This window comes from Desulfotomaculum sp. 1211_IL3151 (genome assembly GCF_036763075.1).
Classification (GTDB): domain Bacteria; phylum Bacillota; class Desulfotomaculia; order Desulfotomaculales; family Desulfotomaculaceae; genus Desulfotomaculum.
This window is the reverse complement of the sequence record NZ_JBAIYV010000048.1, coordinates 1-12,211: the sequence shown is the minus strand read 5'-3', so window position 1 is coordinate 12,211 and position 12,211 is coordinate 1. Positions and strand designations below refer to the sequence as shown.

General features: G+C 40.3%; 15 protein-coding genes and 1 rRNA gene. 10 read left to right on the top strand and 6 right to left on the bottom strand.

Going from position 1 to position 12,211, the window contains the following annotated elements; genetic code table 11:
- Positions 1-228: 228 nt before the first annotated feature.
- The 3 genes from V6C11_RS13460 (at position 229) to V6C11_RS13450 (ending at position 1,610) form a co-directional block, all read left to right on the top strand.
- A complete protein-coding gene (locus V6C11_RS13460; RefSeq protein WP_333531710.1) occupies positions 229-435 on the top strand; it encodes a hypothetical protein in 207 nt (68 codons plus the stop codon).
- A 10-nt stretch (positions 436-445) separates the two neighbouring features.
- Positions 446-670, top strand: a complete 225-nt coding sequence (locus tag V6C11_RS13455) for a hypothetical protein (RefSeq protein ID WP_333531709.1) — start codon at positions 446-448, stop codon at positions 668-670.
- Between the two features lie 280 nt (positions 671-950).
- Entirely contained in the window at positions 951-1,610 is a 660-nt protein-coding gene (locus V6C11_RS13450; RefSeq protein ID WP_333531708.1) for a hypothetical protein, read from the top strand.
- A gap of 45 nt (positions 1,611-1,655) precedes the next feature.
- Here V6C11_RS13450 and V6C11_RS13445 read toward each other — a convergent pair whose 3' ends face one another.
- Positions 1,656-2,969: a PhoH family protein gene (locus V6C11_RS13445; protein ID WP_333531707.1), complete on the bottom strand. Its 1,314-nt coding sequence runs from the start codon at positions 2,967-2,969 to the stop codon at positions 1,656-1,658.
- Positions 2,970-3,105: 136 nt separating this feature from the next.
- Positions 3,106-3,582, bottom strand: coding sequence for a MarR family winged helix-turn-helix transcriptional regulator (locus V6C11_RS13440; protein WP_333531706.1), 477 nt, complete (start codon positions 3,580-3,582; stop codon positions 3,106-3,108).
- 213 nt (positions 3,583-3,795) lie between these two features.
- Here V6C11_RS13440 and sdaAB point away from each other — a divergent pair, with 213 nt between their 5' ends.
- Positions 3,796-4,461, top strand: coding sequence for an L-serine ammonia-lyase, iron-sulfur-dependent subunit beta (gene sdaAB, locus V6C11_RS13435; RefSeq protein WP_333531705.1), 666 nt, complete (start codon positions 3,796-3,798; stop codon positions 4,459-4,461).
- A gap of 17 nt (positions 4,462-4,478) precedes the next feature.
- Positions 4,479-5,357, top strand: coding sequence for an L-serine ammonia-lyase, iron-sulfur-dependent, subunit alpha (sdaAA, locus tag V6C11_RS13430; protein WP_333531704.1), 879 nt, complete (start codon positions 4,479-4,481; stop codon positions 5,355-5,357).
- Positions 5,358-5,405: 48 nt separating this feature from the next.
- Here sdaAA and V6C11_RS13425 read toward each other — a convergent pair whose 3' ends face one another.
- Positions 5,406-5,615, bottom strand: a complete 210-nt coding sequence (locus V6C11_RS13425) for a hypothetical protein (RefSeq protein WP_333531703.1) — start codon at positions 5,613-5,615, stop codon at positions 5,406-5,408.
- A 281-nt stretch (positions 5,616-5,896) separates the two neighbouring features.
- Between V6C11_RS13425 and V6C11_RS13420 the strand changes: the two genes are divergently transcribed.
- Entirely contained in the window at positions 5,897-6,619 is a 723-nt protein-coding gene (locus V6C11_RS13420) for a class I SAM-dependent methyltransferase (protein ID WP_333531702.1), read from the top strand.
- Between the two features lie 40 nt (positions 6,620-6,659).
- On the opposite strand, the gene V6C11_RS13415 is transcribed toward V6C11_RS13420, so the two are convergent.
- Positions 6,660-6,794, bottom strand: a complete 135-nt coding sequence (locus tag V6C11_RS13415) for a hypothetical protein (RefSeq protein ID WP_333531701.1) — start codon at positions 6,792-6,794, stop codon at positions 6,660-6,662.
- A gap of 102 nt (positions 6,795-6,896) precedes the next feature.
- Here V6C11_RS13415 and V6C11_RS13410 point away from each other — a divergent pair, with 102 nt between their 5' ends.
- Both V6C11_RS13410 and V6C11_RS13405 read left to right on the top strand, forming a co-directional pair.
- Positions 6,897-7,526, top strand: a complete 630-nt coding sequence (locus V6C11_RS13410; RefSeq protein WP_333531700.1) for a flavin reductase family protein — start codon at positions 6,897-6,899, stop codon at positions 7,524-7,526.
- Between the two features lie 124 nt (positions 7,527-7,650).
- Positions 7,651-8,289: a CBS and ACT domain-containing protein gene (locus V6C11_RS13405; protein ID WP_333531699.1), complete on the top strand. Its 639-nt coding sequence runs from the start codon at positions 7,651-7,653 to the stop codon at positions 8,287-8,289.
- A 42-nt stretch (positions 8,290-8,331) separates the two neighbouring features.
- Here V6C11_RS13405 and V6C11_RS13400 read toward each other — a convergent pair whose 3' ends face one another.
- Both V6C11_RS13400 and V6C11_RS13395 read right to left on the bottom strand, forming a co-directional pair.
- Positions 8,332-9,351, bottom strand: a complete 1,020-nt coding sequence (locus tag V6C11_RS13400; RefSeq protein ID WP_333531698.1) for an alpha-hydroxy-acid oxidizing protein — start codon at positions 9,349-9,351, stop codon at positions 8,332-8,334.
- A gap of 15 nt (positions 9,352-9,366) precedes the next feature.
- Positions 9,367-10,236: a L,D-transpeptidase family protein gene (locus tag V6C11_RS13395; protein ID WP_333531697.1), complete on the bottom strand. Its 870-nt coding sequence runs from the start codon at positions 10,234-10,236 to the stop codon at positions 9,367-9,369.
- Positions 10,237-10,499: 263 nt separating this feature from the next.
- Here V6C11_RS13395 and hflX point away from each other — a divergent pair, with 263 nt between their 5' ends.
- Together hflX and V6C11_RS13385 are read left to right on the top strand one after the other, a co-directional pair.
- Positions 10,500-11,753 carry a GTPase HflX gene (gene hflX, locus V6C11_RS13390; protein WP_333531696.1) on the top strand — a complete coding sequence of 418 codons (1,254 nt, stop codon included), beginning with the start codon at positions 10,500-10,502 and terminating at the stop codon, positions 11,751-11,753.
- Between the two features lie 363 nt (positions 11,754-12,116).
- Positions 12,117-12,211 (top strand): 16S ribosomal RNA (locus V6C11_RS13385); the annotation flags it as partial.

Below are 12,211 nucleotides of genomic sequence, written 5' to 3'. Positions count from 1 at the left end.
AAGGAATATTTTCTTTGCTTAATTGGTGGGCTTATTTCTTATACCCTTTTTTAGGTAAAAGGTGTACTTTTGTTAAATTAATTTCCAATTTTCTAGAATCACCTTCTTGACATATCACCGCTGGGCTAAATCGGCATTCTCAGATGATATTTTTTGCCGAAGGCATAATAATATGCTTTAAATATAACAATGCTAAAAATACAAATAAAATAAGCGGGGTGATCATCATTGGCTCGACTGACGGAACAAGAGATTCAAAATAATATTTTTAAAAAAGCCCTTGATAGAGAGATGTTGAGGCAAGCTAAATATAATTATTTAACGAATACGGTTAAGGATAAACGCCTAAAAAAGTTATTTAAGGTATTTGATATGACTGCTACCAGTCATATTGCGGAGCTTAAACAAGAGATGCAGAACCTAGATATAAAATAAGGGAGGCCCAATGGATAACCTAGAGTTTTTAAATGATGCCCTGGAAGATAAAATAAGAAACCAAACATTTTATAATGAGGCTGCGGTTATTATACGTAACCCATCGTCCAAACAATTATTCTTAAAGTTAAGAGACGAGGAAATGAGACATATTGCTATATTGCAAAAGGAAATAGTGGAAATTGAGAATAAACCCTTTGCGATTACCAAGATTTTTACAAAATTGAAGAGCTAGCCAGCACTAGCTCCATTTTTTTAGACCTTTTTAACCTCTGTCTAAGTGAGAAATTAAAAGGAACCATAAAGCTGTGGCAAAGCCCAGAGTAATAGTCAGGAGTGTAAAAAGCCAAAGATCCATTTTTATGCCCCTTTCAAATATGCTTATAAATAAGATACCCTGGTCTCTATTCCAAATATGCTAATTCTTAGGCGGAATAGTTGTAACATATAACACCTTTTCCCGTAATATATACCAGGGTCAATTTTTTATTTTGTAATGAAAGGGGTTATAGCAGGTGGCAGGTGATCGTGAGTCTGGGTACAATGCATTTTCACTTTTTTTGATTTTCATTCTTTTATATGTATCACAAAAAAGTATTAGAGCCACTGATTACCATCAAGATACTAATAGCAAACAGCAAGAATCTTCTTCAAACGAAAAATTTGCAGTTATGGTGTCTGATGGCGAAGTAATGGAGCATTCCCACAACCAGGAAGATTTTCTGGATGATATGTCGGAAGATCCAAATGTTGCCTGGGAAGCCGAAGTTGATGAATTGGATGAAATAATTGAAATTGATGAAAGTGTTGAAAGTGTTGAGCAGGATCTAACCGATGATTCGGTGGAGGGGGATCATGAAGCAAGCCAAGTAGATGAGTTGCAGGAAACAGAAGAAATCAAGGATATACCCGTCGACGATGCAATAATTCCTGAAGAAGAAGTATCAGGAGATAGTGAACAGATAGAATGGTCTGAGTCGGCTGAGGAAGCTTTTATGGCTGGTCCATCAAACAATACTTCAGACATTCCACTGAAGATGGCTGAAGAGGTTATTGAAGATGAACCTGTTCTTGGTGGGCAAAGCAATTTATTTTTAAAGCCCACCGTTATGAGCGGTCTAACAACCAAAAAACAGCAGTCAGGACCTAAAATTTCTTTTAAATATAGTAACTAATTTCGTAATAAATGAAACAGGTGTTAAAATTAACACCTGTTTCATTTATGGCAATAATTTTACGCCTAGGGCAGCTAAGCGACTGCGTTCTGTTTTACTTAAAGAAAGATGGGCATATAAGTCCTGGTTTTTGAAGGCATCAATTAATGTTACAAACCCGTTACTGGTAGCGGTTAGGCGGTAATTATCAATTTGTTGAATATCACCGGTTAGTACTATTTTACTGCCTATACCCGCCCGAGTGATAATGGTCTTGATGTTTTCCTTCGTTAAGTTTTGTGCTTCGTCAATTAGGATCCATTGTTTAGGTATGGAGCGACCTCTAATATAGGTTAGTGCCTCAAGTTCAATAAAGCCTTCTTCCATAAATTTTTCTACCCGTTCCGAGGGTGAACATCTTTCATCATGTTTGGTGGCCACAAAGGTTCGGGTTAGAAACTCCAAGTTGTCATATATTGCAGCCATCCAGGGAGTCAGTTTTTCCTTTTTAGTGCCTGGTAAAGCACCAATATCCCGGCTATGTGGAATCAATGCCCTTGTTACAATTAGTTTCGAATAGAGTCTTTGATTGACAACTTGTTGTAAGCCAGCCGCCAATGCCAATAAAGTTTTACCTGTGCCGGCTGGTCCTAAGATACTGACTAATTCAATTTTAGGATCCAATAGTGCATCCATTAAAAATGATTGTTCTAGGTTTCCTTCCATCGGACCTAAACCAAAAGCATGCAAATCTCTTCTTAGCGGGCGAATAAAACCTTTGCTATATCTTCCTAAATGACGTCCGCCAAGACGATCTTCCATGCAAACATATTGATTCTCTAATAAATTTTTATTTACTTGGATATGTCTTAATTGATAAAAATCCTGTACTTCATCATAGGATATGTTTAATGTGTCCCAGCCCTTATACAACAAGCCGAGGTCAACCTGTTCCGCAGCATAGTTTTCTGCGGCAACTCCCAGTGTGTCAGCAATAACTCGTTGACAAATGTCCTGGGTAACCAAGGTGACAGGGGATGCCTGCTCCTCTTTAAAACCTTTGGCAATGGCCAAAATACGTGTATCTACTTTATCTTTGGGGAGATATTCAGGTAAAAAAACGTTGCAATGATTTACCTCAACTAGGATTTGATGCCCACTGGGAAGTGATACCCCTTGATGAAGTTGAGGTCTTAGACTGTCCAGAAAACGAATTGCCTGTCTGGCACAATGGCCTCGATGATCCTCTAGCCCTTTAAAGCGATCTAACTCGTTAACAACTGCAAGGGGGATGACAACTTTACAAGGTTCCATAGATGTTATAATTTCTTTTATGGGTCGGTCAAGCAATACATTGGTATCAAGTATCCTAATGCGCACTTCTTCCCCTCCTGGCCACTGTATTTATTTGTTATATGGAAGTCTTTTCTAACAGTATCCAATAAAAGTTTCATTTAGAACTAAATACTATGTTTAGAAAAAAGAATGCAAAAACCACCCCGGGGGGGTGGTTAACTTAGTCTGCAATATTTTTTGCAGGGGCGAAGGATTTAGTCTCTTGTTGCATTAGGTAATTTATTTTTTCTAATCCGTGAATTAGTCCAGTAATTTCTTCAGGGGACATAGAAAGTAGAAAACCACCTAAATAATTAGTCCTCATAAGGGATAAATTATGGTTTAATTCGCTAATTTCGGGAGAAAGATCAATATGTACGACCCTACGATCTTGATCATTTCTTTTTCGAATAACCTTACCCTGTTTTTCCAAACGATCAACGATTCCTGAAACGGTACTCTTGGCTAGACCTAATCGGATACTTAGTTCACTAAGGGTTATGCCAGGATTTTGAAAGAGCTCCTGCATTAAATGGATTTGTGGAACGGTTAAGCCGCATCCAATGGTTTGAGACAGCATATATTGACGAAATTTTCGGTTAAGGGTTCTTATTAAGAAGTTTAAATGCTCTGCCTGGTGAACTAACTCTTGTTCCATTATGCTCACCCCCCCCTGTTTACACAAGAGTGCAAATATTTATTATATTTAGAATATCATTATTCTTTTGGAGAGTAAATACTAATAGTGAAAACATAAACAACATTCGGAAAAATAAATTTGCAGGAGATTAGCTACTTTACTAGTCATTGGAAAAAAGCGAAGTAAATGTTATTATCTTTACCATAAAAATAACTGTCTAAGGGGATTACAATGCATTATCATTCTATATTTGATATTATTGGTCCGGTTATGGTAGGTCCTTCAAGCTCTCATACAGCCGGAGCAGCAAGGATAGGAAAGACAGCCAGGGAGATTTTTGGCAGAGCACCAAATAAAGTTGAGATTACTCTCTATGGTTCCTTTGCTCAAACCTATCGTGGACATGGTACAGACCTTGCACTGGTTGCAGGTATTTTAAACCTAAATGCAGATGATGAAAGAATTGTTCATTCTTTGCAGCTTGCCAAAGAGTCTGGAGTGGACATCGTTATTAAGACCGTGGCAGAGGAATCCGACTTTCATCCAAATACTGCTAAGGTTTTTTTAAGTGATCAGCGGGGGTCACTGGAGGTGGTTGGTATTTCCATTGGTGGGGGTAAGATTAGAATAACAGAAATTGCAGGCTTTAAAATATCACTCAGCGGAGAAAGTCCAACTTTATTGGTATTTCACCATGACCGTTTTGGAGCCATTGCCAAGGTAGCCCAGGTTTTAGCCTGCAATGAAATCAATATAGGCCATATGGAGGTGGCAAGAAGGTCAAGGGGAGATCAAGCCCTCATGGTTATTGAAACGGATCAGGATTTAGCTGAGGGGATCATCGAAGAGGTTAAAAAGATCGAGCCTGTATATCAGGTTGCTTTACTCAATCCATAGGACAAGAGGGTGCAAGCATGAAATATCGTACGGTTGCCGAGTTAGTACATATTGCCCAAGAACAGGGGAAATCCATCGGTGAAATAGTCATCGAACAAGAGGTTCAAGCCACTGGACGCCCAGTGGAAGAGGTATTTGCAACCATGAAAAAAAGTTTACAGGTGATGCAGGCGGCAGTTGAAAAAGGAATTAATGAAGAAATCGTTTCACGTAGTGGTATAACGGGTGGTGATGCTAAAAGATTAGGTGAATATGCCAAAAGCGGCCAAGGTCTTAGCCAAGGGGTTGTGCTCGATGCCGTAAATTATGCACTGGCCACCTCCGAAGTTAATGCTTCCATGGGTCTCATTGTAGCCACGCCAACCGCTGGCTCCAGTGGGGTTTTACCAGGCTGCCTATTGGCAACGGGAAAACACTTGGGCAGTTCCCAAAGGGAACTGGTAGAGGCCTTATTTAATGCTGGTGGTATTGGTTATGTTATTGCCAATAATGCTACCATTTCGGGGGCTGCCGGCGGCTGCCAAGCAGAAATTGGTGCCGCAGCAGCAATGGCAGCTTCGGCAATCGTGCAATTGGCAGGTGGTACACCCGAGCAATGCGCCCACGGAGCGGCGATGGCCTTAAAAAATTTACTTGGGCTAGCTTGTGATCCAGTTGCTGGCCTGGTGGAAGTACCATGTGTAAAAAGAAACTCGATGGGAGCGGCGGTAGCCATGGTAGCAGCGGACATGGCACTGGCGGGAATAAAAAGTGTAATTCCCTGTGATGAAGTGATTGAAGCCATGTATAAGATTGGAACCATGCTACCTTCATGTCTACGTGAAACTTCATTGGCTGGTTTGGCCAAAACCCCAACCGGGGAGGAGCTAAATAAAAAAGTACATAATCTAAACTAGCAATAGAAAAGGGCGATGGAATACTCCACCGCCCTTAATTGTTCTTCCTTATCCAGCAGCAACTTGTACATCTTCAAGGGCTGCCCGGATCATAGCTTCTACCACTCTAGAAACCGGCAATCCAGAATCCTTGGATATTTTTTTAATGTGATGGATGGTTTCATTATCGCTAATAATATTTATTTCCTGAAAACTGTTAAGGTGAACAACTTGTTCCTGTGAGATTATTTCAATATGCTTTTGTAAATTAGTCATCATTTACTACGCCTCCATTTTTTATTGTTAGAAAAGCTTGGCTCGTTTGCTTGTGACCGAAAGGCACAGGCAGGCGAGCCGTGGCTTTTCTTATACTAGCATCCTTAAAAATTTTATGCCTTCTGATCGTGTTACGATAAATCAATTCCCCATTATAGGCCTAGATACCTTCGGAGAATTCTGTGTAGCTTTGTCGATATGAAAGAGGCTTTCGACATTGATTCTACAGATAGGATATTAATGTCGTAGAATAGGATTGGCATATTTTAGATAAAATATAGCCTATGAACAATGTAATTTACCTAAAAATGGTTGACATGGAACAAACTCACTGGTGGTATAAGGGAAGAAGAGAAATTATTGGAAAATTAGCTTTGCCTTTCTTGGGATCTAAAATTAATATGCTGGATGCTGGTTGCGGTGCTGGGGGTACAATGGAATATATGTCAAAATATGGATCGGTAATTGGGGTAGACATTTCACGGGAAATGGTGGAACACTGTCGTAATATCGGACTATCTGCCTACTGTGCAAGTGTGGATAATCTTCCCTTTGCAGATCATGCCTTTGATCTAGTTTTTTGCCTGGATGTTTTGGAACATCTGTCTGATGAAAGATCTGCCCTAAAAGAATTAGTAAGGGTAGTTCGCCCGGGAGGTATACTACTATTTACTGTTCCGGCCTTTAGCTGGCTCTGGGGTAAACATGATGATTTAAATAACCACTATAGGAGATATAATCGCGGTGATTTTAGCAAACTTATTAGGGACTTTGACCTCTCCATGGAGAGAACAACTTATTTTAATTTTTTTCTTTTACCTCCGATCTGGTTTATCAGGAAAATGAGCAAACACCCACTCTTTCAAAAAGAAACGGATTTCGAATTTGGAATGGGAGCGGTTAATGAGCTTTTGTTTGCCTTATTAAGAATGGAGGGGGCTATTTTAAGGTTTACGAATATTCCCATTGGGGTTTCCCAGGTGATGGTGGTTAGAAAAATAAAATAAGGCATGTCTTTGACAATGCCTTAACCGATAATTTATAGGTTTATTTTGTTGGTTTGTCTTCTTTAGTGTCTTCTTTCCGGCAACCGCCACTGCCCTCGCCAACAAAAATTTCTCCTAAGGAAACTTTATAAGGCTTAGGTTTTAGCCCATGTGGATTTTGTTGCTTTTGTTTCATCGTTTACTCCCCCTTTATTCTTAGTGTTTCCTAAATCGAAAACAATATTTCATAATACAAGAATCTTAGGGTCATTGGCCAGTAATAATAAGGAGGTAGAGCATGGCACAAAAGAATTGGCAAATATATTTATGGAGATGTTCCCTCTGTGGCTCAAAGGCCTATGGAAAAAAACCCCCAGCCCAATGTAGCAAGTGTAATAGTGAAGCGAACCGACATGTACTTATACCTAAACAAGATCAAAATAAAACATTGGATTTTGAAAAATACTTAGGAATGCCCAGTCTAAATAGTTTTTTATATCTGGTGGGTTCAGCCCTTGATGATAAGGTCAATGTTATGTGTTGCAATAGCGTAACGCAAATAAACTTTTGTCCTTTAAGAGTTGCGGTGGTTATTAATAAAAATAACCTGTCCCACGACTTGATTAAGGAAACAGGATTTTTCACCCTCGCCCCATTAACCAAAAGCCAAGGTAAAATAGCCCATTTTTTTGGGCGCAACTCTGGTCGGCAGGTAAATAAACTGGAAAATTACACCTATAAGCTTGTGAATTCTGGTTGCCCCGTTATCGATGGTTGCCTAGGCTATTATGAATGTGAGGTTGAGCATGGGTCCACAGTAGAATTTGATAGTCATACTTTATTTATAGCAAAGGTAATAGACGGTTCTTTAAATTTAAATAAACCTCAATTGACCTATGATGATTACAAACAGGAATTAAGATTTTGAATAATTAAAATATTGATCAATTATAGTACCAAATATAAACATTTTTCTTGCGACTATTTTTACTTTCTATTACAATTGATGTTAATAAAAGTTGGTGTTAATAAAGGTTAAGGGGGGTAGGCTAATGTTTGTTAAAGATTGCATGACCACATCACCTATTACCATCTCTAAAAATACTCCTATTCTTGAAGCCCTTGAAAAAATGAAGAAGTTAAAAATTCGCCAACTGCCTATTACGGATAAGGGTCGGTTGGTGGGGTTAGTCACGGAAAGAGAATTATTAACAGTCACACCTTCCCCAGCCACTACATTAAGTATTTTTGAGATGAATTACCTTCTTACTAAGATGGTCGTGGGAGAAGTCATGGTAAAGGACCCCATTACAGTGCATCCTGAGGCAACGGTGGAAGAAGCAGCACTGATTATGAGGAATAATAAAATTGGCAGTATGTTGGTAATGGCAGACGATGAACTGGTGGGGATTATTACCCAAACGGACATCTTTGATGCTTTCATTGACTTTTTCTGCATAAGGAAAGCCGGTACTAGACTTGTGTTGCAAATTCACGACAGAGTGGGTGCCATAGCAGAATTAACGGAAATTATTAAAGATATGAATATTAACATTAGGGGTCTAGTTATTCATAGAAAAGCCAATGATGTTGTGCACATGGTTGTGCGGGTTAGCACCATAGAACCAGAACCTTTGGTAAAGGAATTAGAGTCCAGAGGGATTCCAGTAATTTCTTGTACAATCAGTTAACGAATATAATAAAACCTCCGAATTAAATTCGGAGGTTTTTATTTACCCCTTATAGAGAACCTGTTTATTAATATCTTTGATGGTATTGCAACCAGTTAAAATCATAGCTTGTTTTAGTTCCAAAGCCATTTTATTGAGTACCAGCTTAACCCCTTCAGTGTTTCCGCCAAAGGCACCAACCACCAAAGGTCTTCCTACCAGTACAGCATCTGCTCCTAAGGCCAGAAGTTTCAGGACATCTACACCAGTACGTACACCACCATCGGCAATGATGGTGACTTTTCCTTGTACGGCTTCAACGATAGAGGGAAGTACCTCAGCAGCACCAGGAGTAAAATCCAATATGCGTCCACCATGGTTGGACACTACGATAGCACGAACCCCTGCTTCTGCTGCGGTGATAGCTTCATCAACTGTCATAATCCCTTTAAGGATAAAGGGTAGGTTGGTAGCAGCCACAAGTTCTTTTATTTCTTCTTTCGTTTTTGGACCTACCGGCTGACCTTTAAGAGCCATCGTAATCAGACCGGCACCGTCAATATCCACTCCCACTGCTTTGGCACCGGCTTTTTCAGCCCGTCGAATGCACTCAATAATTACGCCTTGTTCCCTGGGCTTAATGATGGGAATTCCATGCCCCTGTTCGGAGATAATCGCTTCCAGACCGGAGTTATACATTTCGGGGTCAGCGCCGTCGCCTGTCCAACCCAGGGTGCCTGCTTCCTTGCTGCCAGAAACAATCATCCCAATAAAATCCTTTTCCGATATTGAACCACCCATGTTATATGGGGTACCGGTCATGGGTGCAGCCATAATGGGAGAGGAAAGCTTCGAGCCAAACAATTCGACTTCGGTATTGGGGTCCTTGGCGTTGTGTAAGGTTCTCATGTTTAAGTTATATGCTGCCAAAGCAGCTAGGTTGTTTCTAAAACCTACACCGGTACCCGTGCCACCCATACCGGGAACCTCTCCCGCACAAACACGGCCATCGCAGATAGGGCAAACACGACAATAGCCCTTAAGTTTTTCCTTTGCCTGAGTTTTTAGTGTGTTAAAATCCATCTGCCAAAATCACTCCTACATTTTAGAATTTGTTTTTTGTAAGTTTTTTTCCACCTGGGGTTCCATGCCAGACATATGATCGCTAGTCTCTGAAGCAGTGGATGCATCCGTTGGCATGGTATCCGGTGGGGTTAACGAAAGAAAAAGCTCCCGGGTATCCGGTTTCCACTGGGCATCGGTGTGAAAGATTTGATTAATGGTAGACAATGTAACGAATGTCGTACCCTCAACTACAATGGGAATATCTTTTAAGGAAAGGCTTTGACCATTAATTAATGCAGCCTGCCCATTGGAGGTCAACTGTGCAATAAAACCTGGTTGTGTTACGTTAATTGTCCTGTTAGCATTATCCCAATTAAGTGAATAACCAAATACCTGACATAATAGCTTTAAGGGTATATAGGGCTGATGCTGTTTGGAAAATAATTTAGATTCCTCGCCAACTATGATTGGTTCATTATTAAGGTATAACTTTATAGGCTTTGTGTCAACAAATCCCTCGTTTAAATCAATGTCATTCCAGACAATAATAACCGGTATACCCACTGAGACTTGGTCAAAAAGCCATAAAACATCTTGATTATGAAGCCTGATACAGCCGTTGGAGGCATAGGTACCAATGGATGAGGGGCTGCTATTCCCGTGTATACCATAAGCACCCCCAGGAGCACTCAGACCTAACCAACGAGTCCCGAGGGGATTATAAGGACTTCCACCGGGAATGTTTTTCTTATAATAGGGTGGGTTTACTTGCTTATTGGTGATCTTGAAGTTCCCTTCGGGTGTAAAGTTGCGCTGTCTGCCTGTGGCCACAGGGAATACCTTGGCCAGCAAACCGTCTTCATAATAGCCTAGTTGATTTGTTTTTTTGTTGATAATAATCATTTGGTTTTTTTCTGTTGCTTCGGCGGCGGGCGCGAAAACAAAGAACGACACAGCCATGCAAAGGGCTAATGCCGTACGCCAAAAAAAGCATTTATTAAATAACGTAATTACCCCTCCTTATAAGTCAGCTAATACATACTATTAAGTTGCGAGGCTAACTATGAAAAAAAAGATTGTATATTTATGGCATAGAAAACATTGGTTGCTACTTGAGGTAACAAAAGTTATAATCGGACAAGAGATTAAAAAAGGAGAGCATCGGTTTGCACGAGATATTAACTACTATTGAGGAAAGAGCCATACTGGTAGCGGTTAAACTGCCAGGCTCTAAGGAACAGGAAGTACAAGATTCGTTAGACGAATTGGCTAGTTTGGCGGATACTGCAGGTGCAGTGGTCGTTGGAACTTTTATGCAAAGTCGACAGCGCCCTGATTCGGCAACCTTTATTGGTAAAGGAAAGGTCGAGGAACTGGCAGCATATTGTCAGGAATGCGAAGCCAATATTGTTATCAATGACAGGGAGTTATCACCTGCCCAAGCGCGAAACCTAGAAGATCGTTTAGGCGTTAAGGTTATTGATCGAACACAATTGATTTTGGATATATTTGCCCGAAGGGCCCAAACAAAAGAGGGAAAATTACAAGTGGAATTAGCACAGCTTAAATACCTCTTACCCCGTTTGACAGGTCAGGGTATAAAGCTATCACGCTTAGGCGGCGGTATTGGCACAAGGGGTCCTGGCGAAACGAAGCTTGAGGTAGATCGAAGAAGAATTAGGAAGCGCATATCCGATCTTGAACAAGAACTAAGGGAAGTGCAACGACACAGAAGCCTCTTAAGAAAGAATAGGAAAAGCGAACCGTTGCCATTGGTTAGTCTGGTTGGTTACACCAATGCAGGCAAGAGTACATTGCTAAGAACCTTAACGGGAGCAAATGTTTTGGTGGAAGATAAGCTTTTTGCAACCCTGGACCCCACGACAAGATGTATATCCTTGCCGAATAATGATACTTTGTTACTGTCAGATACAGTTGGTTTCATTCAGAATTTACCCCACCATCTAGTTGCCGCTTTTCGTGCAACCTTAGAAGAAGTTCAAGAGGCCGATTTACTCCTTCATGTGGTTGATGCATCCCACCCCAATTACGAAGGGCAAATTCGTGCAGTAGAAGCTGTATTGCAATCCCTAAATGTTTTCGATAAGCCAATCATAATGGTGTTTAATAAGATAGATTTAATAAAGGATGTGCAGGAACTTCCCTTTACGGAAAACCAAAGAGTTTATATCTCTGCAGCGAATAATGAGGGAATGGAACAGCTATTAGATATGATAACGGCTGTTTTAAAGCAGAGGTATTCTATACTAAAACTGACAGTACCCTACGCGAAATCGAACCTAACGGCAATCCTTCATCAAAAGGGAAAGGTTTTGCATGAAAAATTCACACCCCAAGGAATCGAAATGGAGGTAGAGATCAGCAGCATTTGGGCTGAAAGAATTAAAAAACAGCTATAAAAACATTTCCCGACAAAAAGTTATTTTCCAACTTGACTCTTCAAAAACGTTATGTTATTATTAAAAACGTTGCAGGGCTTGTCTGATAACAACTGCCAAGACGCAACAAACAAAAATTACCACTTGCAACCAACGCAGAAAAAGTGGTAAGATAAGCTTCCGGTCGCGAGATCGGGACAAGCAAAACAGGTCTTTGAAAACTAAACAGCAGATGATGGATGAAAAACAGGTCAAGTCAAAAGTCGAGTTTAACACTCAAAACTAAGACGACCACAAAAAACATCCTCGTCAAGCGTTATGAAAAGACGCTAGCGAGTAAATCAAGGATAAGAAAGAGCCAAAACTCTTTAAAATATTTGATATTTTACGGAGAGTTTGATCCTGGCTCAGGACGAACGCTGGCGGCGTGCCTAACACATGCAAGTCGAACGGAGTATAAAAGGAAGCTTGCGAATTTT